The sequence below is a fragment of the Streptomyces sp. NPDC021115 genome (genome assembly GCF_044333065.1).
GTDB lineage: Bacteria > Actinomycetota > Actinomycetes > Streptomycetales > Streptomycetaceae > Streptomyces.
Genome location: NZ_JBIRQF010000001.1, coordinates 75,992 through 101,602 on the forward strand (window position 1 = coordinate 75,992; position 25,611 = coordinate 101,602).

At 72.9% G+C, this 25,611-nt stretch carries 19 protein-coding genes; 8 read left to right on the top strand and 11 right to left on the bottom strand.

Going from position 1 to position 25,611, the window contains the following annotated elements; translation table 11 throughout:
• Positions 1-40: 40 nt before the first annotated feature.
• A complete protein-coding gene (locus tag ACH4TL_RS00295; RefSeq protein WP_398322712.1) occupies positions 41-2,953 on the top strand; it encodes a glycoside hydrolase family 3 C-terminal domain-containing protein in 2,913 nt (970 codons plus the stop codon).
• Positions 2,954-2,992: 39 nt separating this feature from the next.
• On the opposite strand, the gene ACH4TL_RS00300 is transcribed toward ACH4TL_RS00295, so the two are convergent.
• From ACH4TL_RS00300 to ACH4TL_RS00310, 3 genes are all read right to left on the bottom strand, one after another.
• Positions 2,993-4,453 (bottom strand): aldehyde dehydrogenase family protein, encoded by a 1,461-nt coding sequence (locus ACH4TL_RS00300; RefSeq protein ID WP_398322709.1) that lies wholly within the window; start codon positions 4,451-4,453, stop codon positions 2,993-2,995.
• A 151-nt stretch (positions 4,454-4,604) separates the two neighbouring features.
• Positions 4,605-6,353 (bottom strand): PucR family transcriptional regulator, encoded by a 1,749-nt coding sequence (locus tag ACH4TL_RS00305; RefSeq protein ID WP_398322706.1) that lies wholly within the window; start codon positions 6,351-6,353, stop codon positions 4,605-4,607.
• A 114-nt stretch (positions 6,354-6,467) separates the two neighbouring features.
• Positions 6,468-8,687: an ATP-binding protein gene (locus ACH4TL_RS00310; RefSeq protein WP_398322703.1), complete on the bottom strand. Its 2,220-nt coding sequence runs from the start codon at positions 8,685-8,687 to the stop codon at positions 6,468-6,470.
• Between the two features lie 283 nt (positions 8,688-8,970).
• On the opposite strand from ACH4TL_RS00310, the gene gabT reads away from it, so the two are divergent.
• Both gabT and ACH4TL_RS00320 read left to right on the top strand, forming a co-directional pair.
• Positions 8,971-10,320, top strand: coding sequence for a 4-aminobutyrate--2-oxoglutarate transaminase (gabT, locus tag ACH4TL_RS00315; RefSeq protein ID WP_398322700.1), 1,350 nt, complete (start codon positions 8,971-8,973; stop codon positions 10,318-10,320).
• Positions 10,321-10,615: 295 nt separating this feature from the next.
• Positions 10,616-11,335: a phosphatase PAP2 family protein gene (locus tag ACH4TL_RS00320; RefSeq protein ID WP_398322697.1), complete on the top strand. Its 720-nt coding sequence runs from the start codon at positions 10,616-10,618 to the stop codon at positions 11,333-11,335.
• A 13-nt stretch (positions 11,336-11,348) separates the two neighbouring features.
• Here ACH4TL_RS00320 and ACH4TL_RS00325 read toward each other — a convergent pair whose 3' ends face one another.
• Genes ACH4TL_RS00325 through ACH4TL_RS00345 form a run of 5 tightly spaced genes read right to left on the bottom strand, consistent with a single transcriptional unit; the run spans position 11,349 to position 16,964 of the window.
• A complete protein-coding gene (locus ACH4TL_RS00325; protein ID WP_398322694.1) occupies positions 11,349-12,806 on the bottom strand; it encodes an NAD(P)/FAD-dependent oxidoreductase in 1,458 nt (485 codons plus the stop codon).
• Positions 12,807-12,811: 5 nt separating this feature from the next.
• Positions 12,812-13,606: an ABC transporter permease gene (locus ACH4TL_RS00330; protein WP_398322691.1), complete on the bottom strand. Its 795-nt coding sequence runs from the start codon at positions 13,604-13,606 to the stop codon at positions 12,812-12,814.
• Positions 13,606-14,538, bottom strand: a complete 933-nt coding sequence (locus tag ACH4TL_RS00335; RefSeq protein WP_398322688.1) for an ABC transporter permease — start codon at positions 14,536-14,538, stop codon at positions 13,606-13,608. Before ACH4TL_RS00335 ends, ACH4TL_RS00330 begins: the two co-directional genes overlap by 1 nt.
• Positions 14,535-15,689, bottom strand: coding sequence for an ABC transporter ATP-binding protein (locus ACH4TL_RS00340; RefSeq protein ID WP_398322685.1), 1,155 nt, complete (start codon positions 15,687-15,689; stop codon positions 14,535-14,537). The genes ACH4TL_RS00335 and ACH4TL_RS00340 overlap by 4 nt, the downstream gene beginning before the upstream one ends.
• A gap of 27 nt (positions 15,690-15,716) precedes the next feature.
• On the bottom strand, positions 15,717-16,964 hold the full coding sequence (locus ACH4TL_RS00345; protein ID WP_398322682.1) for a spermidine/putrescine ABC transporter substrate-binding protein: 1,248 nt from the start codon (positions 16,962-16,964) through the stop codon (positions 15,717-15,719).
• A gap of 263 nt (positions 16,965-17,227) precedes the next feature.
• Here ACH4TL_RS00345 and ACH4TL_RS00350 point away from each other — a divergent pair, with 263 nt between their 5' ends.
• A complete protein-coding gene (locus ACH4TL_RS00350) occupies positions 17,228-17,854 on the top strand; it encodes an NADAR family protein (protein ID WP_398322679.1) in 627 nt (208 codons plus the stop codon).
• Here the strand turns inward: ACH4TL_RS00350 and ACH4TL_RS00355 are convergent.
• Positions 17,800-18,657: a DUF4190 domain-containing protein gene (locus ACH4TL_RS00355; RefSeq protein WP_398322676.1), complete on the bottom strand. Its 858-nt coding sequence runs from the start codon at positions 18,655-18,657 to the stop codon at positions 17,800-17,802. The two genes, ACH4TL_RS00350 and ACH4TL_RS00355, sit on opposite strands and share 55 nt — an antisense overlap.
• A 114-nt stretch (positions 18,658-18,771) precedes the next feature.
• Between ACH4TL_RS00355 and ACH4TL_RS00360 the strand changes: the two genes are divergently transcribed.
• Both ACH4TL_RS00360 and ACH4TL_RS00365 read left to right on the top strand, forming a co-directional pair.
• Positions 18,772-19,794, top strand: a complete 1,023-nt coding sequence (locus ACH4TL_RS00360) for an adenosine deaminase (RefSeq protein WP_398322673.1) — start codon at positions 18,772-18,774, stop codon at positions 19,792-19,794.
• Positions 19,791-20,510, top strand: coding sequence for a glycerophosphodiester phosphodiesterase (locus tag ACH4TL_RS00365; RefSeq protein ID WP_398322670.1), 720 nt, complete (start codon positions 19,791-19,793; stop codon positions 20,508-20,510). Before ACH4TL_RS00360 ends, ACH4TL_RS00365 begins: the two co-directional genes overlap by 4 nt.
• 47 nt (positions 20,511-20,557) lie before the next feature.
• Here ACH4TL_RS00365 and ACH4TL_RS00370 read toward each other — a convergent pair whose 3' ends face one another.
• On the bottom strand, positions 20,558-22,009 hold the full coding sequence (locus ACH4TL_RS00370; protein WP_398322667.1) for a gamma-aminobutyraldehyde dehydrogenase: 1,452 nt from the start codon (positions 22,007-22,009) through the stop codon (positions 20,558-20,560).
• 178 nt (positions 22,010-22,187) lie between these two features.
• Here ACH4TL_RS00370 and ACH4TL_RS00375 point away from each other — a divergent pair, with 178 nt between their 5' ends.
• Both ACH4TL_RS00375 and ACH4TL_RS00380 read left to right on the top strand, forming a co-directional pair.
• Positions 22,188-22,661 (top strand): Lrp/AsnC family transcriptional regulator, encoded by a 474-nt coding sequence (locus tag ACH4TL_RS00375; RefSeq protein WP_398322664.1) that lies wholly within the window; start codon positions 22,188-22,190, stop codon positions 22,659-22,661.
• 2 nt (positions 22,662-22,663) lie between these two features.
• A complete protein-coding gene (locus ACH4TL_RS00380) occupies positions 22,664-24,025 on the top strand; it encodes an aspartate aminotransferase family protein (protein WP_398322661.1) in 1,362 nt (453 codons plus the stop codon).
• 63 nt (positions 24,026-24,088) lie between these two features.
• Here ACH4TL_RS00380 and ACH4TL_RS00385 read toward each other — a convergent pair whose 3' ends face one another.
• Positions 24,089-25,528 (bottom strand): PucR family transcriptional regulator, encoded by a 1,440-nt coding sequence (locus ACH4TL_RS00385; protein WP_398322658.1) that lies wholly within the window; start codon positions 25,526-25,528, stop codon positions 24,089-24,091.
• Between the last annotated feature and the right edge of the window lie 83 nt (positions 25,529-25,611).

The window sequence follows — 25,611 nt, forward strand, 5'->3', positions numbered from 1 at the left end:
AGCGCTTCGAATCCCACTTCCGACCTCCGCGAGGAGACCCGTGAGCGGCTGCGAGCCCGGTGAGCCGACGCCCCGTCCGCCCTTCCGCGACCCGCGGCTGCCCGTCGGCGCCCGCGTGGACGACCTGCTCACCCGGCTCACCCCCGACGAGCGGATCGCGATGCTCCACCAGTACGCCCCCGCGGTGGAACGGCTCGGCCTCGCCGCCTTCCGCACCGGACAGGAGGCGCTGCACGGCGTCGCCTGGATGGGTCAGGCGACGGTGTTCCCGCAGGCCGTCGGGCTCGGCGCCACCTGGAACCCGGACCTGCTGCGGCGGATCGGCGAGGCGGTCGGCGCCGAGGTAAGGGCCATGCGCGCCCACGACCCCCGGGTCGGGCTCAACGTGTGGGCGCCCACCGTCAATCTGCTGCGCGATCCCCGCTGGGGCCGCAACGAGGAGGGATACGCCGAGGACCCGTACCTCACCTCCGCCCTGGCCGCCGCGTACACCCGCGGGCTGCGCGGCGACCACCCGGACCGCTGGCGCACCGCGCCGGTCCTCAAGCACTGGCTGGCGCACAACAACGAGACCGCCCGCGACACCACGTCGTCCTCCGTGCGCCCGCGCGTCCTGCACGAGTACGACCTCGCGGCCTTCCGCGGCGCGGTGCGGGCGGGCGCCGTTGCCGGGGTGATGCCCGCGTACAACCTGGTCAACGGGCGGCCCAACCACCTCTCCCCGTATCTGCGGGACCACTTGCGCACCTGGACCGGTCAGCAGCTGGTGGTCTGCTCGGACGCGGGGGCGCCCTCCAACCTGGTCGACTCCGAGCGCTACTTCGCCACCCATGAGGAGGCCGTGGCGGCCGCCCTGCTGGCCGGGGTGGACAGCTTCACCGACCACGACCAGGACGCCTCGAAGACGATCAGCCGGGTGCGGGGCGCGCTGGAGCGCGGGCTCATCGACACCTCCGTGGTGGACACGGCGGTGCGGCGGCTGCTGACGATGCGGTGCGTACTGGGCGAGTTCGACGGGGAGGGCGGTCCGTACGCCGATCCGCGCGGCGCCGGTTTCGACACCCCCGCGCACCGGGCGCTCGCCCTGGCCGCCGCCGAACAGGCCGTCGTCCTGCTGAAGAACGACGGGCTGCTGCCGCTGTCGCCGTCCGCCACCGGCACGGTGGCCGTGGTCGGCCCGCTCGCCGACGAGTGCAAGCTCGACTGGTACAGCGGCAGTCTGCTGCGCCGCAGTTCGCCGCGCGAGGGACTGGCCGCGCGGCTCGGCGCGGACCGGGTGGTGTTCGTGGAGGGGACGGACACCGTGCGGCTGCGCGCCGCGGCGGGCTGGGTACGGGTGCCGCCCGGTGGCGTGGCGGAGGAGCGGGGACGGGAGGGAGCGCGGGAAGGGGCGCTGGAGGGGTCGCTCAATCCGGCGCATGCGGCGGGACGCACCGATCTGCCGCCGCTGACCCTCGGCGACTTCCCCACCGACCTGGCCCTGGCCGACTGGGGCAGGGGCGTGTGCACGCTGCGCGCCCCCTCCGGCCGCTATCTGACGGTCGCCGAGGACGGCTTCGTACGGGCCGCCGCCGAGCAGCCCGGGGGCTGGGTGGTCCAGGAGACGTTCGCGCTGGAGCGGCACGGGGACGGGCATCTCCTCAGGCACGGCGGGACGGGCGGCTATGTCTGTGTCGCCGCCGAGGGCCTGAAGGTTGCCGACCGGTCCCGGGCCGAGGTCTTCCACCGGGAGGTCGTCGAACGCGGCGAGGACGCCGTCGCGCGCGCCGCCGCCGGTGCCGACGCGGTCGTCGTCGTACTGGGCAACGATCCGCACATCAACGGCCGCGAGACCGAGGACCGCACCACGCTCGCCCTGCCCGCCGCGCAGGACCGGCTGTGGCGCGCGGCCCACGCTGCCAATCCACGCACCGTGCTCGTGCTGACCAGCAGCTATCCGTACGCCGTCGGGGACGCGGCCGACGCGCTGGCCGCCCTGCTGTGGACCGCGCACGGCGGCCAGGCGGCGGGCACCGGACTGGCCCGGGTGCTGTTCGGCGACGTCTCACCGGCCGGGCGGCTGCCGCAGACCTGGTACGCGTCCGATGACGAGCTGCCGGATCTGCTGGACTACGACATCATCGCCTCCCGCGCCACCTACCTCTACTACGACGGCGCCCCGCTCTTCCCGTTCGGGCACGGCCTGTCGTACACCCGCTTCGCCTACGACGACCTTTTGGTGCGGCAGCCCGACCCCGGCGGGGCGCTGGCCGTCGAGTGCACGGTCACCAACACCGGCCCGTGCGACGGGGACGAGGTGGTGCAGATCTACGCGAGCGCTCCGGGGGCGCGCGTACCGCGCCCGCACCGCCGGCTGATCGCCCACCGCCGGGTGAGGCTGCGCCGGGGCGAGCGGATGCGGCTGTTCTTCACCGTGCCGGTGGACGAGGCGCTGGGGTTCTGGGACGTGGCGCACGGCCGCTGGACCGTCGCCCCGGGCCGTTACGAGATCCACGCGGGCGCCTCCGTCGCGGACATCCGCCGCACCGCCGCCCTCACCCTCGACGGGCTGCCGCCCGCGCCGCGCCCGGTGCTGCGGCGCGGTCTCGGGGCCGCGGACTACGACGCGGCGGACGGCACGGTGCTCGTCGACCGCACCAAGGTGCGCGGCGACGCGGTGGCCTGCGGCGACGAGACGGTCGGCCGACTGCTCTTCCGCGCCTGCGACTTCGGCGCGGGCGCGGCGGCGGTCACGGTCGAGGCGGCCCGCGAGACGGCGGGCGACGGGGCGGCGGTGGAGCTCCATCTCGCCGACGGCACGCCGCTGGCCACCGTCGCCGTCCCGCCCACCGGCGGCCGCTACGCGTACACCACCGTCCGCGCCGCCCTGCCCACGCCCCCGACCGGCGTGCACGACCTCCACGTCACGCTGCGCGGGGCGCTCAGACTGGCCCGCCTCGGCTTCTCCGGTTGAGGGTCCGGAGAAGGCCGGGACGGGCCCAGGGGTGTTCGGTTACAGGTCGAGCCCGGTGAGGACCATGACCCGCTCGTACGTGTAGTCCTCCATCGCGAACCGCACGCCCTCGCGGCCCACGCCGGACTTCTTGGCGCCGCCGTACGGCATCTGGTCGGCCCGGTACGACGGCACGTCGCCGACGATCACACCGCCGACCTCCAGCGCGCGGTGCGCGCGGAACGCGGTCTGCACATCGCGGGTGAAGACGCCCGTCTGGAGCCCGTACTTGGAGTCGTTGACGGCCGCGAACGCCGCCTCCTCGTCCGCCGCCCGCTGGACGGTGAGCACCGGGCCGAAGACCTCCTCGCAGGAGATCGTGACGTCCGAGGGCACGTCGGCGAGCACCGTCGGGGCGTAGCTCGCGCCCTCGCGCTTGCCGCCCGTCAGCAGCTTCGCACCGGCCTGCACCGCCTCGTCCACCCAGGACTCGACCCGCTTGGCCGCGTCCTCGCTGACCAGCGGGCCGACGTCGGTCGCGTCGTCGGACGGGTCTCCGGTGACCTGCGCCTCGACGGCCGCGACGACCTTCGGCAGCAGCCGGTCGTACACGGACGCGTCCGCGATCACCCGCTGCACGGAGATGCAGGACTGGCCGCCCTGGTAGTTGGAGAACGTGCCGATGCGGGTGGCCGCCCAGTCGAGGTCGGCGTCGGAGGCGTAGTCGGACAGGACCACCGCCGCGCCGTTGCCGCCCAGCTCCAGCGTGCAGTGCTTGTGCGGCACCGACGCCTGGATCGCGTAGCCGACCTTGTCCGAACCGGTGAAGGAGATGACCGGCAGCCGCTCGTCCTGGACCAGCGCGGGCATCTGGTCGTTCGGCACCGGCAGCACGCTCCAGGAGCCCGCCGGAAGGTCGGTCTCGGCGAGCAGTTCGCCGAGGACCAGCGCGGACAGCGGAGTCGCGGGCGCGGGCTTGAGGATGATCGGCGCACCGACGGCGAGGGCCGGGGCGACCTTGTGCGCGCACAGGTTCAGCGGGAAGTTGAACGGCGCGATGCCGAGCACGGTGCCGCGCGGGAAGCGGCGGGTCAGCGCGAGACGGCCCACGCCACCGGCGTCGGTGTCCAGCCGCTGGGCCTCACCGCCGTTGAACCGGCGGGCCTCCTCGGCCGCGATCCGGAAGACGGAGACGGCGCGGCCGACCTCGCCGCGCGCCCACTTCATGGGCTTGCCGTTCTCCTCGGAGATCAGCCGGGCGATCTCCTCGGTGCGCTCGGCGAGCCGTCGCGACACATGGTCGAGGGCGGCGGCCCGTACGTGCGCGGGCGTCGCGGAGAACTCGCCGCGCACGGCCTCGGCGGCCGCCACGGCCTCCTCGACCTGCGCCTCGGTGGGAACGCTCACCGCGCCGACGCGACGGCCGTCCCACGGCGACGTGACCTCGAGCGTGCTCTCGCCCGTCGCCTCGCGGCCGGCGAGCCAGAACGCATGGGTGACAGCTTCGTTTGTGTCTGGCACAGCGGATCCCGACCCTTCTGAAGTGGTGGGGTGATGGTGCGGATGTCTCTCTGCCTCCCACCGTAGGCGCGTGGGGCGCGGGGCGCTTTTATCCGAGGAGGCGCAGTCGGCGCCCGCGGCGCACCGCTATGGCGTGAGCGCTGTGGCCTGCTCAGGGCGCCTTCAGCGTGGGCGTCGACGGGGCCGTGGCCTTCAGGGCCAGCCAGAGCTCCATGCGCACGTCCGGATCGTCGAGGGAGCGGCCCAGGATCTCCTCCACGCGGCGCATCCGGTAGCGCAGCGTGTGCCGGTGGACGCCCAGGTCGGCGGCGGCCGCGTCCCACTGCCCGTGCCGGGACAGCCAGGCGCGCAGGGAGGCGACGAGGTCGCCGCGGCCCGTCGCGTCGTGGTCGTGCAGGGCGCGCAGCATGCCGTCGGCGAAGGCCCGTACGGCGTCGTCTGCGAGCAGCGGCAGTAGCGAACCGGCAGCGACGTGCTCGTGCTCGACCAGCACCCGGCCGCGCCGCCGGGCCACCGACAGGGCCTGCTCCGCCTGCCGGTAGGCGGCCGCGGCCGCGATGGGACCCGCCGGGGCGGACAGTCCGACGACCAGGCCGCCGCCCTGGGCCGCGGCGCCGCCGCGGTCGCGGGGGCGGGCCGCCGCGGCGCGGCGGCTCTCGATCTCCTCGGCGTGCTCGGTGCAGACGGCGACCGCGGCGCCGCCGTCCGGGGCAAGCACGATCATCCGCTCACCGTCGGGCACGACGAGCACCGCCTCGCCCGCGCGGGCCGCGGCGGCCTCCATGGCGTCCACGAGCACGCCGAGCGGATCGGCGCGGTCCGGATCGCCCTGGGTGGTGCCGGTTGTGCCCCCGCCCGTATCGGCGTCCGCGGACGCCTCCGCCGCCGTGTCGTCCGCGCCGTACGCCGTGTGCGACGTCTGCGCGTTGCCGCCCGGTGCCGCCTCCGCGACCAGCATCCGGAACGGGGCGTCCAGCAGTTCCCCGTACAGCTGCCCGGCCACCGCCCGGGCGTGGTCCGGCTCCCCCGCCAGTAGCATCCGCAGCACGGCGGTGCCCAGCCGCTGCTCGGCCTCCCGCAGGGCCCGGGAACGCTCGGTGGTCAGGGTCAGCAGCGCCACGGCCGAGTGGACGGCGTAGCGCTCGGCGGTGCCCAGCGGCGCGGCCGTACCGACCGCGAGGACGCCCCGGGTACGGCGCCCCGTACCCAGCGACTGGAGCTCCACCCGGTCCGTCGCCTCGTCGCCCGGCTCCGCGCCGCCCCCGCCGACCACGACGCTCGCCGGGGCGGGCCGGGCGCGCAGCCGCTCGGCGTCGGCCGTGTGGCGGGCGGCGCGGCGGGCCGCCCAGTCGGGGGCGGCGGCGACCACCGAGCCGGAGGCGTCGTAGAGCGCCGCCCAGCCGTCGACGTGCGCGGCGAGCCGGGCGAGCAGCGCGGCGGGCCCCTCCGCCCCGATCGCGGCACGGGTCAGCTCGCGCTGCGCCTCGAACCCGGCGGTCACCGCGCGGTACTGGTCGGCGGCTATCGCCGCCGAGACGGCCTTGCTGATGGCGATGAAGGGCGTACGCCGCGGCACCACCAGCAGCGGCAGCCCCTCCTCCTTCGCCGCGGCCACGAGCGCCGCGGGCACCTCGTCGTAGGCGACTCCGAGCGCGAAGCCCAGCCCGACCACCCCCGCGCCGATCAGCCGCCGGACGTAGCGGACCATCTCCTCCCGGTCCTCGGCCTCCAGCTTCATGGCGGTGATGAGCAGCAGCTCACCGCCCTCCATGTACGGCACGGGGTCGGCGAGCTCGCTGACATGGGCCCAGCGCACCGGCGTCTCCAGCCGGTCCTCCCCCGCGAGGACGGACAGCTTGAGCGTGGTGTGGTGCACGAGTGAGGCGAGCGTGGGAGGCATGGCACCTTCGATGCGGATGCGACGACGAATGCGACTTCACCGCCCCGTATGAACGGCTACTGCCGATTCTGCCTCAATGGACGAATCCGTGGTATCCGCGACGAGTGGGCGCCCTCAGCCCCGCAGATCCACCAGCACCGGCGGCCCGCCCTCGCCCCGCACCGACGTCACCGACAGCACCGCGTGCCCGGCGGGGACCGAATGCGCCAGCTCCGAGGCCGACCAGCGCTCCCGCTCCACCTTCCGCACCGTCACGGACTGGGTGGTGACGGCCTTCCCCGTCACCACCTTGCGGATGAAGTGCAGGACCTTGGTGAACGGCTCGTCCGAGATGATCTGCCGGTCCGTGACGTCCCGGGTCTCGACCCACTCCGTCCCCCACACCTCCGCGAACCGGGCACCGTCCCACGTCGTCACCCCGGCGCAGGCCATCCGGCAGCCGACCGCCCCCAGCAGCGCGCTGCGCAGCGCCTCCGGCACGTCGTCCAGGGTGCGGAGGGTGAGCACCGCGCCCGCGTGGGCGGCACGGAGGCGCTGGATGCCGCGCAGCGCCTCGGGGGTGACGGTGTGCGACGCGTCGTCGAGGACCAGGCACGCGAAGAGCGACCGGTCCGCGCGGCCCACGGCGCACTCGGTGAACTGCGCGAGCACGAGACGGGCCAGCATGCGGGACGCCTCGGCGTGCCCGCGCTCCGGCAGATCGATCCGCACCCGCAACGGGTGTTCCAGGGCGCGGAGGGAGAACGGGCGGCGGTCACCGGCGGTGTCGAAGAAGTCGGCGAACGCCGGCCGGTCCAGCAGCGCGATCCGGTCGGCCAGCAGCGCGCCCACGTCCCCGGGCGCGCCGGACTGCCGTACCCGCGCCTCCAGCTCGCGCGCCTGTGCCCGCTCGCCCGCCGCGTCGAGCGCCTCGCGCAGCGCGCCGACCGCCGTCTTCGCACCGTCCAGCAGCTCGCGCAGCTCCGGCACGGACGGGAAGCGGCCGTGGGCGGCGCGGTAGGGGCCGAGCAGCTGGGCCAGCGCCGTGGCTGCCCGGCGGCTGTCGCCGCCGGGCAGCGAGGCGGCCATGTCGCCGATCAGCGCCTCGGCGAGGATGCCCGCGGCCTCGTCGGGGTCGGTGGTGCCGCCGTAGAGGTCGAAGTCGTAGACGGAGTCGGGGCGGCCGATCTTCACGACGACGTCGAACGCCTCGTCGGCGCCCAGACCGGCTCCCGCCGGTCCCACGGCCACCACAGCGACCCGCCCGGCCAGCGCCTGGAGACACAGCGACTCCACGACGGGCCGCACCAGCCGCCCGGTCTTCCCCGACCCGGGCGGCCCGACGGCGAGCAGCGAGGTCCCCAGCACATCGGGGTCGAGGGCGAGGCCGGTGCCACGGTGCTGATACGGATTGCGCAGATCGTCGACGGCCGTCCCGAGCCGAACCTGGCAGGCGAGCAGATCGTGCTCGGCCGTGCGCGCGGGCAGATCCCGGGCGCCGGACGGATGGCCGTGCGAGGCGGCGCCGTGGCGCAGCACGGTGTCGGTGAACGTGGCGAGCGAATTGCGTCCGGCCCGCACGGACTGCCAGGCGTGTTCGATCCGCGCGTGATCGACGTCGTTCATCGCCCCGGCCCGCGCCTCGGCCGCCAGCCGATCAGCCGCCCCGTGCGCCCCGGCGGCCCGCAGATGCGGCCACTCGACGGGATCGGCCTCGGGCCGACTCGGCTCGGCCGCCGCGTCCGTCTCGTCCCAGGCGCGCCGGAAGAGGGGGGTGACGTAGCGGCGCCAGACTTCGGGCCAGTGGCCGACGCGGCCGAAGAGGACGGCGAGAAGTGCGACGCAGACGACGATATAGATGCGCTGAGACCACCAGCCTGCGTCCGTGTTGCCCCCGTGCTCGTACCACGAGTCGGGTGTCAGCAGGTACATCGGCCACAGCCAGTAGCCGCCGAGGTATCCGTTCCAGAGCAATGACCAGACCAGCCACCCGCAGAGGCCGGCGATCAGCGCGCCGCTGATCAGCCGACGCCCGGGGATCCTGTCCGGGTCCTCCGGCGGCCTGGGCTTGTGCCCATACGCCCACACCCCCGGCCCCGCCCCCTCGGCGCGCGGGGTCCGCAGCCATGCGACGAGGGACAGCCGCGCGCCTGGGGCCGCCGCAGGCGAGGCCGGGGGTGCCGCCGACGGCATGGGCGGCGGCGGACCCGTCGGCCGACCCACAGCCGTCGCGGGCGCCTGCTCCGGGTACTGCTGGGAATACGGGGGCCGGTCGGGCACCCGGGGTGGGGTCGGGGGGTGGAGTGGGGGGGTGGGTCGGGTGTTGCGGGAGTCGAACGTGCCCTCGGTGTCCATCTGCTACCCCTTGCCCCCTGACCGGCTGTGCCTCTTCGTTTCGCGCCACCGCGCCACCGCTCAATCTAGTGTTCCCGCCCGGGGAGTTCAGCGACCCCACCGGGGTGGCATCTCGCGATGTGCCGGGATGGCGGCCGGGCCGCGGCTATGGCCGTCGCGGACAATGCCACCCCCGCACTGCTCCCGAACGGAACATGCAGCGTGGTTCGCCGCGCGCCTAGCCTGCGAGTAAAGCTGGCAAAGCCCCTGTCACGTCCCCTTCTCTTCTCCCGTGGAGTACCTCATGACCGAACTGTCCGGAGGCCCGTCCCTCCCCCAGGAGCGTCGCGTCGTCACCGCGATTCCCGGCCCGAAGTCGCAGGAGCTGCTCGCCCGTAAGACCGCGGCGGTCGCCGGGGGTGTGGGCAGTGTGCTGCCGGTCTTCACGGTGCGTGCGGGCGGCGGGGTGATCGAGGACGTGGACGGCAATTCGCTGATCGACTTCGGTTCCGGCATCGCCGTGACCTCGGTGGGCTCCAGCGCCGAGGCCGTGGTGCGCCGGGCGTCGGCGCAGTTGGCGGACTTCACCCACACCTGTTTCATGGTGACGCCGTACGAGGGGTACGTGGAGGTCTGCGAGGAGCTGGCGCGGCTCACGCCGGGTGATCACGCCAAGAAGTCGGCGCTGTTCAACTCGGGCGCGGAGGCGGTGGAGAACGCGGTGAAGATCGCCCGCGCGCACACCAAGCGCCAGGCGGTCGTGGTGTTCGACCACGGCTACCACGGCCGGACCAACCTCACGATGGCGCTCACCGCCAAGAACATGCCGTACAAGCACGGCTTCGGCCCCTTCGCGCCCGAGGTCTACCGGGTTCCGGTCGCCTATCCCTACCGCTGGCTGACGGGCCCGGAGAACTGTGCCGAGGAGGCCGCGGCCCAGGCCATCGACATGATCAGCAAGCAGGTCGGGGCGGAGAACGTGGCCGCGATCGTCATCGAGCCGGTGCTCGGCGAGGGCGGCTTCATCGAGCCCGCCAAGGGGTTCCTGCCGAGGATCGCCGAGTTCGCGAAGGACAACGGCATCGTCTTCGTCGCGGACGAGATCCAGTCCGGCTTCTGCCGCACCGGCCAGTGGTTCGCGTGCGAGGACGAGGGCATCGTCCCGGACCTGATCACCACCGCCAAGGGCATCGCGGGCGGCCTGCCGCTGGCCGCCGTCACCGGCCGCGCCGAGATCATGGACGCGGCGCACTCCGGCGGCCTCGGCGGCACCTACGGCGGCAACCCGGTGGCGTGCGCGGCGGCGCTGGGCGCGATCGAGACGATGCGCGAGCTCGACCTCAACGCGAAGGCCCGGCGCATCGAGGAGGTCATGAAGGGCCGGCTGTCCGCGATGCAGGAGAAGCACGACGTCATCGGCGACCTCCGGGGCCGTGGCGCGATGATCGCCGTCGAACTGGTGAAGCCCGGCACCAAGGACCCGAACCCGGAGGCGACGGCGGCCGTCGCCAAGGCCTGTCACGCCGCCGGGCTGCTGGTGCTGACCTGCGGTACGTACGGGAACGTGCTGCGCTTCCTGCCGCCGCTGGTGATCGGGGAAGACCTGCTCAACGAGGGTCTGGACGTCCTCGAGGGCGCCTTCGCCGAGCTGTGACGAGGACCGTGTGCACGGCCGGGACGGTGGCCGTGACTGTGGGTGGATCGTCGGGACCGTGAAGAAGATGTGCGGGGGCGATGACAGGTGGGTGATCGGCCTGTCCGACAGCCTCTCGCTGCCGTACGGTCGTTTCCAGATGAGAGAAACACCCCGCTCGCAGGGGACTGCGGGCGACGCCGAGCCGGTGCTTCCCCAGCCCCGACCCGGCTGTGCCCTCGCGCACACCACTGGAGCCTCCGGCTCCGGATCTCCTCACCGATCGGACAGCCGCCCGCCCCAAACCCCCCGGGGCGTGCGGCACACCGGTCGCCACGGCGGCCCCGGAACCACCCCCCCTGTTCCGGGGCCGCCGTCTGTCTTCCGCCAACACCTCGAAGCCCTCCGCGCGTTCGCGCTCCCCGCTGCGCTGCTGGCGGTGTTCGCGCTGTGCGCCTGGCAGGTCGCCGTTCACGGTCCGCTGCGCGGCCTCGACGAACGGCTCGGCCGCGCGATCGCCGGATCGCCCCTCCTCCCCGCCCCCGCCGCGGAGTTCTTCGCAGACCTCGGCAATACGGCGGTGGCGCTCCCGGTGCTCGGCGTCGCGCTCGGGTGCGCGGTGTGGCGCACGCCGTCGCGCACCCGGGCGGCGGCGCGCCGGTGGCCGGGGCCGCTGGCCGCCGCGGTGGCGATGGCGGCGGTCCCGGCCCTGGTCGCGCCGCTCAAGGCGCTGCTCGACCGCCCGGGTCCGCCAGGACCGCTGGCGGGCGAGACCGGGTTCTTCCCGTCCGGCCATGCCGCGACGGCCGCCGTCGCCTATGGCGCGGCGGCCGTGCTGCTGCTCCCGCTCCTCCGGGAACGGCTGCGGGGCTGGCTGATCGCCGCCGTCGTCCTGCTCAACCTCGCGGTGGGGGTGGGGCTGGTGCGCCGGGCGTACCACTGGCCGCTGGATGTGGCCGGGAGCTGGTGTCTGTGCGGCTGTCTGCTGTGGGCGGTGCTGCGGGTACGCGAACGGAGCGACACGGCGCAGCCCTGATGCCGTACGGGGCTCAGCTGTCGAAGCCCAGCCCCACCCGGTCCATCGCCTTCAGCCACAGATTGCGCCGTCCCCCGTTGGCGTCGGCCCGGCTCATCGACCACTGGGTGAGGCCGATCCCCGCCCAGCGGACCGGTTCCGGCGGGAACGGCAGCGGCTTGCTGCGCACCATCTCCAGCCGGGTCCGTTCGGTGCGGGCACCGGCCAGCAGGTCGAGCATCACCTCCGCGCCGAAGCGGGTCGCGCCGACGCCGAGGCCGGTGTAGCCGAGGGCGTAGGCGACGCGCCCGCCGTGGGCGCTGCCGAAGAACGCGGAGAAGCGGGAGCAGGTGTCGATCGCGCCGCCCCAGGCGTGGCTGAACCGCACGCCCTCCAGCTGCGGGAAGCAGCGGAAGAAGTGCTCGGCGAGGGTGCGGTAGGTGGCCGGGTGGTGGTCGTATTCGGCGCGCACCCCGCCACCGTAGCGGTAGACGATGTCGTACCCGCCCCACAGGATGCGGTGGTCGGCGGTGATGCGGAAGTAGTGGAAGTGGTTGGCGGTGTCGCTGAGGCCCTGCCGCCGCCGCCAGCCGATCGCGTCGAGCTGCTCCCCGGTCAGCGGCACGGTCATCAGGGCGTGGTCGTAGACGGGGACGATGTACGGGCGGACGCGGCGCACCAGGGCCGGGAAGGCGTTGGTGGCCAGCGCGACCTGCCGGGCCCGTACGCGACCGTAAGGTGTGCGCACCGACATCCCCGGGCTTCCGGTTCCGGCCCGGGTCAGCTGCTCGGCCGGGGTGTGTTCGTAGATCCGTACGCCCAGTTCGGCGCAGGCGCGCTTGAGGCCCCAGGCGAGCTTGGCGGGGTGCAGCATGGCCACGCCGCGGCGGTCCCACAGCCCGGCGAGGAAGGTGGGCGAGTCGACCTCGGCGCGCACCGCGTCCCGGTCCAGGAACTCGGGCTCGGTGACGCCGAGCTCGGCGGCGTGGGCGGCGGCGTCGCGCAGTTCGCCGATCTGGTGGGGCCGGGTGGCGACGTCGATCTCCCCGGTGCGTTCGAAATCGCAGTCGATGGCGTAGCGGGCGACGGCGGCTTCGATCGCGTCCAGGTTGCGGTGGCCGAGCCGTTCCAGTTCGGGCAGGTCGCGGGGCCAGCGGGCGGCGCCGTTGCCGAGGCCGTGGGTGAGGGAGGCGGCGCAGAAGCCGCCGTTGCGGCCGGAGGCGGCCCAGCCCGCCTCCTGGCCCTCGACCAGGACCACGTCGCGGCCGGGGTCGCGCTCCTTGGCGGTCAGCGCGGTCCACAGTCCGCTGTAGCCGCCGCCGACGACGAGCAGGTCGCAGCGCTCGTCGCCGACCAGCGCGGGGTTGGGGCGGGGCCGTGCGGGGTCGTCCAGCCAGTACGGGGTGTAGGCGACGTCGGCGAGGGCTTCCAGGACGGGCGGTCCGGGAACGTCGTCGCCTCCGGGAGGGCGGGGCATGGCGTCTGCGGCCATGGGGGTCAGCTCCTCTTTCGGCGGGCGCCGGCCAGCTGACCGGCGAGGACGCACAGCACCGCGACGGCGAACATCGCCGTTCCGATCACATTGATCTGCACGGGGGTGCCGCGCTGCGCGGATCCCCACACGAACATGGGGAAGGTGACGGTCGATCCGGCGTTGAAGTTGGTGATGATGAAGTCGTCGAAGGAGAGCGCGAAGGACAGCAGCGCCCCGGCGGCGATGCCGGGGGCGGCGATCGGCAGGGTGACGCGCAGGAAGGTCTGCGCCGGCGAGGCGTAGAGGTCCTGGGCTGCCTGTTCCAGCCGCGGGTCCATGCTCATGACGCGCGCCTTGACGGCGGTGACCACGAAGCTCAGGCAGAACATGATGTGGGCTATGAGGATCGTCCAGAAGCCGAAGCCGACGCCCATGTTGAGGAAGAGCGTGGCGAGGGAGGCGGCCATGACGACCTCGGGCATCGCCATCGGCAGGAAGATCAGGCTGTTGACGGCGGGGCGGGCCCGGAAGCGGTAGCGGGCCAGCGCGAAGGCGATCATCGTGCCGAGGACGGTCGCGCCGAGCGTGGCCCACACCGCGAGCCGCAGGCTCAGGGAGAGCGAGCCGCACAAGTCGGGGACGCCGCACGGATCGGTCCAGGCGTCGGTGGAGAACCGCTGCCAGGCGTAGTTGAAGCGGCCGTTCGGCTTGTTGAACGAGAACACCAGCACGATGACGTTCGGCAGGGCCAGATACGCGAGGGTGGCGAGGCCCGCGAGGACCACCAGGTTGCGCCGAATCCAGCGGATGAGGGCCATCAGACGAGATCCTCCGTCCCTGCCTTGCGGATGTAGACGGTGACCATCGCGAGGATCGCCGCCATGAGGAGGAAGGACAGCGCGGCGGCCGTCGGATAGTCGAGTACCCGCAGGAACTGCGACTGGATGACGTTGCCGATCATTTTCTGGTCGGTGGCGCCCAGCAGCTCGGCGTTGATGTAGTCGCCCGCGGCCGGGATGAAGGTCAGCAGGGTGCCCGCGACGACGCCCGGCATGGACAGCGGGAAGGTGACCTTGCGGAAGACGGTCACGGGGCGGGCGTAGAGGTCGCGGGCGGCCTCGTGCAACGTGCCGTCGATGCGCTCCAGGGAGGTGTAGAGCGGCAGGATCATGAAGGGCAGGAAGTTGTACGTCAGCCCGCACACCACGGCGAGCGGCGTGGCCAGTACCCGCTGCCCCTCGGTGATCCCCAGCCCGCTGGTCACGTCCAGGATGTGCAGGGAATTCAGTGCCCCCACCACCGGGCCGCCGTCGGCCAGGATCGTCTTCCAGGCGAGCGTGCGGATCAGGAAGCTGGTGAAGAACGGCGCGATGACCAGGATCATCAGCAGATTGCGCCAGCGGCCCGCCCGGAAGGCGATCAGATACGCGAGCGGATAGCCGAGCAGCAGGCACAGCACGGTGGCGGTGGCCGCGTACAGCACCGAGCGCAGGAACTGCGGGGCGTATTCGGTGAGCGCGTCCCAGTAGGTCTGTACGTGCCAGGTGACCTTGAAGCCCTCTTCGAGGGAGCCGGTCTGGACGGAGGTCGACGCCTGGTAGACGAGCGGGGCGGCGAAGAAGACCAGCAGCCACAGGATGCCGGGGAGCAGCAGCCAGTAGGGCACCAGCCGCTTGCGTACGGACGTCTTGCGGGGCGCGGGGACGGTGTCCGCGGGGGTGGCCGCCTCGCGCGTCTCCGTGGCCGTCACGCCGCCTCCCCGCCGGTGCCGGTGCCGTCCGTGCGGGTGTCGAGGCCGAAGGTGTGGGCGGGGCTCCAGTGCAGGACGACCTCGGCGCCGGGGACGAGCCGGGCGTCGCGCTCGATGTTCTGCTCGTAGACGGCCAGCTCGGCGCCGTCCGGGGTGGCCACGACGTACTGCGTGGAGACGCCGATGAAACTGGAGTCCTTGATGCGGCCGGTCATCCGGTTGCGCGCCGCGGGGACGGCGCCGGTGTCCCCGGCGTCCTCTGCGAGCGTGAGGGAGATCTTCTCGGGCCGCACCCCGACCAGCACCGCGGCGCCGGTGCGGGCGGGGGCGCGGCAGCGCCCGGCGGGCAGGGTGAGGCGGCCCCCGGCGGCCGTGAGGAGGAGGTCGCCGCCGCTCTTGTCGGTGATCTCGGCCTCGATGAGGTTGGAGGTGCCGAGGAAGTTGGCGACGAAGGTGGTGCCGGGGCTCTCGTACAGCTCGGCCGGGGCGCCCAGTTGCTCGACGCGGCCGCCGTTCATCACCGCGACAGTGTCGGCCATCGTCATGGCCTCCTCCTGGTCGTGGGTGACATGGACGAAGGTGATGCCGACCTCGGTCTGGATCCGCTTCAGCTCCAGCTGCATCTGACGGCGCAGCTTGAGGTCCAGCGCGCCCAGCGGCTCGTCGAGGAGCAGCACCCGGGGGTGGTTGATCAGCGCGCGGGCGAGGGCGACGCGCTGCTGCTGGCCGCCGGAGAGCTGCTGCGGCCTGCGGCGGGCGAAGTCGCCGAGCTGGACGAGGTCCAGCATCTCCCCGACCTGCTTCTTCACGGACTTGATGCCGCGCCTGCGCAGCCCGAAGGCGACGTTCTCGTAGATGTCGAGGTGCGGGAAGAGGGCGTAGCTCTGGAAGACGGTGTTGACGGGCCGCCGGTGCGGCGGGAGGGCGGTGATGTCGTCCCCGGCGAGCCGGATGGTGCCGGTGGTGGGCTCCTCCAGTCCGGCGATCATGCGCAGGGTGGTGGTCTTGCCGCAGCCGGAGGCGCCGAGCAGGGCGAAGAAGGAGCCGGCGGGTATGTGCAGGTCGAGCGGGTGGACGGCGGTGAAGGACCCGTAGGTCTTGCCGATCCCGTCGAGCCGGACGTCACCGCCGCTGGTGGTGGGCTGGGTCATGGGTGGGCTTCCTCGCGTGTCAGGCCGTCAGGCGCCGGTGAGCTTGGCGAACGCGTCCTCGAATGCCGTCTCCTCCGTGCTCGACAGGGAGCGGAAGGCATGGGACTTGGCGGCCATCTCCTCGTCCGGGAGGATCAGCGGGTTGTCCGCCAGCTTCTTGTCGATCTTCGCGAGTTCGGCGCGTACGCCGTCGACCGGGCAGACGTAGTTGATGTAGGCGGCGATCTTCGCGGCGACCTTGGGCTCGTAGTAGTAGTCGATGAGCCGTTCGGCGTTCTTCTTGTGCCGTGCCTTCGCCGGGATCAGGAGGTTGTCGGTGGCGGTCATGTAGCCCGCGTCGGGGACGGCGAACTCGATCTCCGGGTTGTCGGCCTGGAGCTGGATGAGGTCTCCGGCCCAGGCCATGCAGGCGGCGAGGTCGCCCCGGGTGAGGTCGCCGGTGTAGTCGTTGCCGGTGAAGCGGCGGATCTGGCCGCGGTCGGACGCCTTCCGGAGGCGGGTGATCGCCGCGTCGAAGTCGTCGGCGGTGACGCTCTCGGGGCGTTTGCCCATGTCGAGGAGGGTCAGCCCGACGGTGTCGCGCATCTCGGTGAGCAGTCCGACCCGGCCCTTGAGGCGGGGGTCCTCCAGGAGCTGGGAGACGGAGGTGACCTTGCGGCCGCCGGTGGCCTTCTTGTTGTACGCGATGACGGCGGGGATGCCGGTCCAGGGGTAGGAGTGGGCGCGGCCCGGGTCCCAGTCCGGATCGCGGAATCCCGCGGCCAGGTTCGTATAGGCGTGGGGCAGGTTGGCCGCGTCCAGGGTCTGCACCCAGCCCAGCCGGATCATCCGGGCGGCCAGCCAGTCGGTGACGCAGATGAGGTCGCGTCCGGTGTCCTGGCCCGCGGCGAGCTGCGGCTTGATCTTGCCGAAGAACTCGACGTTGTCGTTGATGTCCTCGGTGTACTTCACCGTGATGCCGGTGCGGCGCCGGAACTCCTCCAGGGTCGGGCGGTGCCCGCCCTTGGTCTCGTCCATGTACTCGGTCCAGTTGGAGAAGGCGACCCGCTTCTCCTCGGCGGAGTGGTCGTCGGCGGCGCCGTCGGCGCCGGTGCGCCCGGCGGGCGGGATGCCGCACCCGCTGAGCGCCCCGAGCCCGCCGGCGGCGAGCGCCCCGGCGCCGCCCGCCCGCAGCAGCGCGCGCCGGGTCAGCGCCATGCGGCCGCCGGCCATGCTGCGCCGCACCGCGGCGAGCTGCGGCGCGGACAGGCTCCCGGGCTCGTGCCGTGACTCCATACGCTGTGCCCCCTCGGCGAACCGCCGCTCCGTCGGACCGCATCCCTGATCCATCGCCCGCTCTCCTCCGCCGGACCGCCTCCCGCGGGGAGGCGGCGTAGCTCCAACCGGAATCGGAGGCTGATCCTGACAGAGCACCCCTGCTTCAACAAGGGATTCCGTTGTTGATTTTTGGTTTCTCGACGGATTCAGTGAAGATACCTGGGGTTTACCACCCCCGTCGCCAGGGGGCGCTGTCGGTGGCCGGTGCGAGAATCCCGGGCATGGAGACGAACGGGGTGACGGCATCGGCCGCGGCGCACGGCGGCCCGCGCTCGGTCGAGGGGTTGGTGGACCGGGCGGCGCGCGGCGAGACCTTCAAGTACGTGCACTTCTGGGGCCATCGGCCGCGGCGCGACGGCGGCGTGGGGGCCGGGTGCTTCAGCCAGTGGTGGCCCGCGCCGTTCGAGGTGGACGGCGTCACCTACCCGACCGCCGAGCACTGGATGATGGCCGGGAAGGCACGGCTGTTCGGCGACGCCGACGCCGAGCGGCGGGCGCTGGCCGCCTCGCACCCCAAGCAGGCCAAGGACGCGGGCCGTTCGGTGCGCGGCTTCGACGAGGCGCGGTGGCGGGAGCACCGCTTCGCGCTGGTCGTCGAGGGCAGTGTGCACAAGTTCAGGCAGCATCCGCCGCTGCGCGACTATCTGCTGGGGACCAACTCCCGGGTGCTGGTCGAGGCCAGCCCGATGGACCGGATCTGGGGCATCGGGCTGGCGGCGGACGACGAGCGGGCGGCGGACCCGGCCCGCTGGCGCGGGCTCAATCTGCTGGGCTTCGCGCTGATGGAGGCGCGTCAGCGGCTCGTGGCGGCGGGTGGGACCAGCCGCACGACCGAGATATCCGCGTAGCCGGAGTCGGTGGAGCCGTCCGCGCTGTCGTCGTTCGCGGCCGCGACATAGACGAAGATCATCACCACGCCCGCCACCACGGCGGCCGCCCCGAGGATGAGCCCGGCGAGGGCCGAACCGCCGTTGTTCGCCTCGCCCCGGGCGGCCTTTGCGCGGCCGAGGAACCCGAAGATGATCGCGAGCACGCCGAGAATGATGGCCAGCACGACGCTGGCGAAGAAGACCAGGCCGATGATGCCGAGGACCAGGGCGGCCGTGCCGGTGCCGTTGTTCGGCAGGTAGCTGCCGCCCGGCTGCCAGCCCTGGCCGTAGCCCGCGCCGGGGTGGCCCGGGCCGGGGTACGCGGGGTACGCCGTGCCGGGGTAGCCGTAGCCGGGGCCGCCGTACGGGGTCTGGGCGCCGTACGGGGCCGGGTGGCCGTAGCCGCCGGTGCCGTACGGCGTGCCCTGGTACGCGCTCGGGGTGCCAGGGCCCGTCGGGGCGGGCGGCGGCGGGGGCACCGAGCCCGGCAGGGTCGCACCGCTCGGCAGGGTCACGCCGCCCGGCGGCGGTCCGGGGGCCGGGGGCGGCGGTCCGGGGGCCGGGGGCGGGGGCGCGGGGGCCGGGGGCGGGGGCCCCGGCGCGGAAGGCAGGGGCGGGACGGCCGGTCCGGTGGGCAGCGAGGTGATCGTCTGCTGCTCGGCCACCGAGGGCCGGGACGGCGGCTTGTCCAGGGACGTGGGCGGGGCCGGCGGGGCCCAGGGGTCGTGGTCGCGCGGCTCCGTCCGTCGCGGCTGGTCGTGCTGGTCGGGCTGGTCAGCCATGTATCTCCCCCACAGCGATGTCCGCCCATGCTACGGCCTGCGAACACCGCCCCGTGCCCCCGCATCTACGATGACCGGAGCCCGCCGCCGGCGGCCGTCACCCGGAGGTTTTCGTTGACCGATCTCACCGCCTTCATCGCCGGACTGCCCAAGGCGGAGCTGCACGTCCATCACGTCGGCTCGGCGTCCCCGCGCATCGTGGCCGAGCTGGCCGCGCGCCATCCGGACTCGAAGGTGCCGACCGATCCCGAGGCGCTGGCCGACTACTTCGTCTTCCGCGACTTCGCCCACTTCATCGACGTCTATCTCTCCGTGGTGGACCTGATCCGCGACGCCGAGGACGTGCGGCTGCTCACGTACGAGATCGCCCGCGACATGGCCCGGCAGAACATCCGCTACGCCGAACTGACCGTCACCCCGTACAGCTCGACCCGGCGCGGCATTCCGGACGCCGCGTTCACCGAGGCGATCGAGGACGCCCGCAAGGCGGCCGAGGCCGACTTCGGCACCGTACTGCGCTGGTGCTTCGACATACCGGGCGAGGCCGGGCTCCAGGCCGCCGAGGAGACCGCCCGCATCGCCTGCGATCTGCGTCCCGAGGGGCTGGTGTCGTTCGGCCTCGGGGGGCCCGAGATCGGCGTGCCGCGCCCGCAGTTCAAGCCGTACTTCGACCGTGCCGTCGCCGCCGGGCTGCGCAGCGTTCCGCACGCGGGCGAGACCACCGGACCGCAGACGGTCTGGGACGCCCTCACCGAGCTGCGCGCGGAGCGGATCGGCCATGGGACCAGTGCCGTTCAGGACCCGAAGCTGCTCGCCCATCTCGCGGAGCACCGCATTCCGCTGGAGGTCTGCCCGACCTCCAACATCGCCACCCGCGCGGTCGCCACCCTCGACGAGCACCCCATCCGGCAGATGGTCGAGGCCGGGGTGTTCGTCACCATCAACAGCGATGACCCGCCCATGTTCGGCACCGACCTCAACACCGAGTACGCGGTCGCCGCCCGGCTGCTCGACCTGGACGCGGCGGGCGTCGCGGCCCTCGCCAAGAACGCCGTCGAGGCGTCGTTCCTGGACGCGGCGGGCAAGGCGCGGCTGACCGCTGAGATCGACGCCTACGCGGCGGCCGCGACCCGATGACGACGACGGGGGCGGGAACGGGGACCGGGACGGGGAAGGAGACGGCCTTCGTCCCGGTCGGCCACCGCGGCGACCCGTACACCCACCGCGAGAACACCCTCGCCTCGCTCGCCTCGGCGATACGCGCCGGGGCGGGCGCCGTGGAGACCGACGTCCGGCTGACCCGGGACGGTGTCCCGGTCCTCCTGCACGACGCCACCCTCAAACGGTTGTGGGGCCACGACCGGCCGCTGTCCGCGCTGACCGCCGAGGAAGTGCGGCAGCTGTCCGGCGGCGGCATACCCACGTTGCGCGACGCGCTCGCCTCGACCGGTCCGGCCCGGCTGCTGATCGACCTGCCCGACGCGTCGGCCGCCCTCGCGGCCGTCGCAGAGGTACGCGAGGCCGGGGCCGCGGACCGGGTGTACTACTGCGGCGAGCTGTCCGCGCTGCGCCGGGTGCGCCGCGCGGACCCCGGCGCCGAGATCTCGCTGACCTGGACGACCCTCGCGCCGCCCCGGCCCACCCTGCTGGCCGATCTGCGGCCGCGCTGGCTCAACTACCGCTTCGGCCTGGTCTCCCCCGGCCTCGTCGAACGGGCCCACGCCGACGGCCTGCTGGTCTCCGCCTGGACCGCCGACACCCGCCGCTCGATGGCGCGGCTGCTGCGCGCGGGTGCCGACGCGATCACCACCAACCGCATCGGCACCCTCTGCGCCCTGCTCGGCCGCCGCTGACCCGAAGGCCGCCGCTGACCCGAAGGCCACCGGCGGCTACCGGCGCATCAGCCCAGCGACGTCATCACGTGCTTGATGCGGGTGTAGTCCTCGAAGCCGTACGCCGACAGGTCCTTGCCGTAACCGGACTTCTTGAATCCGCCGTGCGGCATCTCGGCGACCAGCGGGATGTGGGTGTTGATCCAGACGCAGCCGAAGTCCAGCGCCTTGGACATCCGCATCGCGCGGCCGTGGTCCTTGGTCCACACCGACGAGGCCAGCGCGTACTCCACGCCGTTGGCGTACTGGACGGCCTGGGCCTCGTCGGAGAACGACTGGACGGTGATGACCGGGCCGAAGACCTCGTGCTGGACGATCTCGTCGTCCTGCTTGAGCCCGGACACCACGGTGGGCGCGTAGAAGAAGCCCTTCTCCCCCACCCGGTGGCCGCCCGCCTCGACCTTGGCGTGCGCGGGCAGCCGCTCGATGAAGCCGCTGACCTGGGCCAGCTGGTTGGCGTTGTTGAGCGGGCCGAACAGCACGTCCTCGTCGTCCGGGGCACCGGTCTTGGTGTCGGCCGCGGCCTTGGCCAGGGCGGTGACGAACTCGTCGTGGATCGACTCGTGGACGAGCACCCGGGTGGCGGCCGTACAGTCCTGGCCCGCGTTGAAGAAGCCCGCGACCGAGATGTCCTCGACGGCCTTGGCGATGTCGCTGTCCTCGAAGACCACGACCGGCGCCTTGCCGCCCAGCTCCAGATGGACCCGCTTGAGGTCCTTCGACGCGCTCTCCGCGACCTGCATACCGGCCCGCACCGAGCCGGTGATGGAGGCCATGGCGGGCACGTCGTGCTCGACCATCAGCCGCCCGGTGTCACGGTCGCCGCAGATGACGTTGAACACGCCCTGCGGATGGCCCAGTTCCGCCAGCACCCCGCCGATGATCTCGGCGAAGAGCACGGTGGAGGCCGGGGTGGTGTCGGAGGGCTTGATGACGACCGTGTTGCCCGCCGCAAGCGCCGGGGCGAACTTCCACACGGCCATCATCATCGGGTAGTTCCACGGCGCGACCTGCGCGCACACCCCGACCGGCTCACGGCGGATGATGGAGGTCAACCCCTCCATGTACTCACCGGCCGAGCGGCCCTCCAGCATCCGTGCCGCGCCCGCGAAGAAACGGATCTGGTCGATCATCGGCGGGATCTCCTCGTCCCGCGTGAGCCCGATCGGCTTGCCGGTGTTCTCCGACTCGACCGCGATCAGCTCCTCGGCCCGCGCCTCGAAGGCGTCGGCGATCTTCAGCAGGGCCTTCTGCCGCTCGCCGGGCACCAGGTCCCGCCACGCGGGGAAGGCCGCCGCGGCCGCGTCCATCGCCGCGTCCACGTCCGCCGCTCCGGACAGCGGCGCCGTGGCGTAGGCCTCGCCCGTGGCCGGGTTGACCACCTCCGTGGTGCGCCCGTCCGTGGCGTCCCGGAACTCCCCGTCGATGTAGTTGCGCAAACGACGCAGCTCGGTGGTCACGTGCCACCCCTCCTGTCTGCTGTCCGATGGGTGAGACACCCACCCTAGTCGCGAGGACGACGCTTTCAACATACCCGCCACACCAGAACAACGGAATCAGTGAATTTTCACCACCCATACAACGGAATTCATTGATCGAGGGTTGCCAGACAGTCGAGGCTCGTGCACAGTGAGGGCCGTGGCCACACCTGACAAGAACGGCACGCCGTCGATCGACTCCGTATCCCTGGCGATCATCGAGCAGCTCCAGGAGGACGGGCGGCGCCCCTACGCGGCCATCGGCAAGGCCGTCGGCCTCTCCGAGGCGGCCGTGCGGCAGCGCGTGCAGAAGCTGCTCGACCAGGGCGTGATGCAGATCGTCGCCGTGACCGACCCCCTCACCGTGGGGTTCCGGCGCCAGGCGATGGTCGGGATCAACGTGGAGGGCGATCTCGACCCGGTCGCGGACGCGCTGACCGCCATGGACGAGGTCGAGTACGTGGTCGTCACCGCGGGCTCCTTCGATCTCCTCATCGAGATCGTCTGCGAGGACGACGACCACCTCCTTGAAACGATCAACAAGCGGATCCGCACGCTGCCCGGCGTGCGCTCCACCGAGAGCTTCGTCTACCTCAAGCTCCGGAAGCAGACCTACACCTGGGGAACGAGATAGCCATGAGCGCGGACCTCTCCAAGACGGCGTACGACCACCTGTGGATGCACTTCACCCGCATGTCGTCGTACGAGAACGCCCCCGTGCCGACGATCGTGCGCGGCGAGGGCACGTACATCTACGACGACAAGGGCAAGCGCTACATCGACGGCCTCGCCGGGCTGTTCGTGGTGCAGGCCGGGCACGGGCGCGTCGAACTCGCGGAGACCGCCTACAAGCAGGCGCAGGAGCTGGCCTTCTTCCCGGTGTGGAGCTACGCGCACCCCAAGGCCGTCGAACTCGCCGAACGGCTCGCCGGTTACGCGCCCGGCGACCTCAACAAGGTCTTCTTCACCACCGGCGGCGGCGAGGCGGTCGAGACCGCCTGGAAGCTCGCCAAGCAGTACTTCAAGCTCACCGGCAAGCCCACCAAGCACAAGGTCATATCCCGGGCCGTCGCCTACCACGGCACCCCCCAGGGCGCCCTGTCGATCACCGGCCTGCCCGGCCTCAAGGCCCCCTTCGAGCCGCTGGTGCCCGGTGCGCACAAGGTGCCCAACACCAACATCTACCGGGCGCCGATCCACGGCGACGACCCCGAGGCGTTCGGCCGCTGGTGCGCCGACCAGATCGAGCAGCAGATCCTCTTCGAGGGCGCGGACACCGTCGCCGCGGTCTTCCTGGAGCCGGTGCAGAACGCGGGCGGCTGCTTCCCGCCGCCGCCCGGGTACTTCCAGCGGGTGCGCGAGATCTGCGACCAGTACGACGTCCTGCTCGTCTCCGACGAGGTCATCTGCGCCTTCGGGCGGCTGGGCACGATGTTCGCGTGCGACAAGTTCGGCTACGTCCCGGACATGATCACCTGCGCCAAGGGCATGACCTCCGGTTACTCCCCGATCGGCGCGTGCCTCGTCTCCGACCGGCTCGCCGAGCCCTTCTACCGGGACGGCAACACCTTCCTCCACGGCTACACCTTCGGCGGCCACCCGGTCTCGGCCGCCGTGGCCCTCGCCAACCTCGACATCTTCGAGCGCGAGGGGCTGAACCAGCACGTGCTGGACCGCGAGGCGGCGTTCCGGTCGACCCTGGAGCGGCTGCACGACCTGCCGATCGTCGGCGACGTCCGGGGGAACGGCTTCTTCTACGGCATCGAGCTGGTCAAGGACAAGGCCACGAAGGAGTCCTTCGACGCCGAGGAGACCGAGCGCATCCTGTACGGCTTCCTCTCCAAGGCGCTGTACGACAACGGCCTCTACTGCCGTGCCGACGACCGCGGCGACCCGGTCGTCCAACTGGCCCCGCCGCTGATCGCGGACCAGGCGCTGTTCGACGAGATCGAGCAGGTGCTGAGGGGTGTGCTCACGGAGGCGTGGGCGAAGCTCTGACGGGTGCGGCGGGGGGCTTTCCCCACCCCGCCCCTCCCCGAAGGCGGTCCTGGTGCCTGGGGGTCACGTCCACTTGAGGGCGAACCAGAGTTCCATCCGTACGTCCGCGTCGCCCAGGTCCGCCTCCAGCAAGGTGGCCGCGCGGGCGATGCGCTGGCGGACCGTGTTGCGGTGGATGTTCAGCGCCACCGCCGTACGGTCCCAGCTGCCGTGCAGCGACAGCCACATCCGCAGCGTCTCGCACAGCGCCGGGGCGCCGTCCAGCGGGGCGAGCCGGGCTCGGCCCAGGGTCTCCGCCTCCGACGGGTCGACCAGCGAGGCGACGCCGCCCCGCTCCGGGGCGTGCCGCGCCACGGGACGTCGCTCCGCGACCGCGCGGCGCAGGGCGCGGGCGGCGTCGGCGCCGCCGTGGGCCAGTGCGTCGGCGGGGACGGGCGCGCCGGCGCCCAGCGTCCAGCCGGGTTGCGGCCTGACCTCCGCGGCGCCGGGCACGAGGGCGCACAGGTCGTCCCCGTCCAGGTCGACCAGGGGCGTACCGAGCCCGGCGGCGAGCGCCGCCGCGGCCAGCAGGCCGTGGTCGCCGCCGCGGCCGCGGCGCCGCCCGCGTACGACGGTCCACACCTCCGCGCCGCTCAGCAGCCCCGCGACATCGGCGGGTTCGGCGCCGAGCAGCAGCCGCACCAGCGCCGTGCGTTCGGTCCCGGCGTCGGCCGTCGCCCGTCCCGTGAGCAGCGCGAGCAGCACCATGGCCACTCCCACGACCGCGCTCTCCGCCGCGTCGCGGCGCGGCGCGCACACCCCGAGGGCGAGCGGGCGTTCCGGTCCGCCCAGGCCGTACGCGCTCAAGGAGGCCCCGTCGGCCGTGCCCGAGGCCGAGGCGGGGCCCGCCCGCAGCCGGGCGGCCAGGGAGCCGAGCGCCTCGCGCGCCTCGTCGGACGGCCGGGCTCCCGCCGCCGCCAGCTCCGCCCCGTCCGGCCCGTACAGCACGGCCCATCCGCCCAGGTGGCGGGCGAGTTGGCGGAGAACGGCCGGTACCGGATGGGGGCGCGCGGCGGCGGCCGCGAGGGACTGCTGCACCTCCGTGATCCGCCGCAGCTCCTGGTGGCGGCGCTCGGCCATGGCGTCCCATACGGCGCTCGCGACAGCCGTGAAGGTCGTCTCCCGGGGCACCTCCACGAGCGGCAGCCCGTGCCGGTCGCACGCCTCGGCCAGGGCCCGCGGCACCTCCTGGTGCACCGGGGCGATGCCGAACCCCAGCGCCGTGGCACCCGCCTCGACCGTGCGGGCCACATAGCGGTCCCAGTACGCGTCCGTCGCACCGGCGCCGTGCACCCCGGCGCTGAGCAGCAGTTCCCCGCCCAGCAGATACGGAACGGGATCTTCCATCTCGCTCGTGTGCACCAGGTACACCGGCGCCTCCCCGCGCGGCCCGGCGACCTGCCGCAGCCCCAGACCGGGGTGGTCCAGCAGGACGCCCAAGGGCACGGGCACTGTCGACGGCATGGTCGTTTCCTCCATCCCGGAAACCACGAGTGGAGGAAACGTACACTTCCCGGCCTCTTCGGCGACACCCTAGGGTCTCGGTC

Bases quoted from the DNA above. Each gene is read 5' to 3' on its own strand.
- ACH4TL_RS00305 (WP_398322706.1), bottom strand. From the start codon at position 6,353: ATGCCTCCCACGCTCGCCTCACTCGTGCACCACACCACGCTCAAGCTG.
- ACH4TL_RS00310 (WP_398322703.1), bottom strand. From the start codon at position 8,687: ATGGACACCGAGGGCACGTTCGACTCCCGCAACACCCGACCCACCCCC.
- gabT (WP_398322700.1), top strand. From the start codon at position 8,971: ATGACCGAACTGTCCGGAGGCCCGTCCCTCCCCCAGGAGCGTCGCGTC.
- ACH4TL_RS00325 (WP_398322694.1), bottom strand. From the start codon at position 12,806: ATGGCCGCAGACGCCATGCCCCGCCCTCCCGGAGGCGACGACGTTCCC.
- ACH4TL_RS00330 (WP_398322691.1), bottom strand. From the start codon at position 13,606: ATGGCCCTCATCCGCTGGATTCGGCGCAACCTGGTGGTCCTCGCGGGC.
- ACH4TL_RS00340 (WP_398322685.1), bottom strand. From the start codon at position 15,689: ATGACCCAGCCCACCACCAGCGGCGGTGACGTCCGGCTCGACGGGATC.
- ACH4TL_RS00345 (WP_398322682.1), bottom strand. From the start codon at position 16,964: ATGGAGTCACGGCACGAGCCCGGGAGCCTGTCCGCGCCGCAGCTCGCC.
- ACH4TL_RS00350 (WP_398322679.1), top strand. From the start codon at position 17,228: ATGGAGACGAACGGGGTGACGGCATCGGCCGCGGCGCACGGCGGCCCG.
- ACH4TL_RS00355 (WP_398322676.1), bottom strand. From the start codon at position 18,657: ATGGCTGACCAGCCCGACCAGCACGACCAGCCGCGACGGACGGAGCCG.
- ACH4TL_RS00365 (WP_398322670.1), top strand. From the start codon at position 19,791: ATGACGACGACGGGGGCGGGAACGGGGACCGGGACGGGGAAGGAGACG.
- ACH4TL_RS00380 (WP_398322661.1), top strand. From the start codon at position 22,664: ATGAGCGCGGACCTCTCCAAGACGGCGTACGACCACCTGTGGATGCAC.
- ACH4TL_RS00385 (WP_398322658.1), bottom strand. From the start codon at position 25,528: ATGCCGTCGACAGTGCCCGTGCCCTTGGGCGTCCTGCTGGACCACCCC.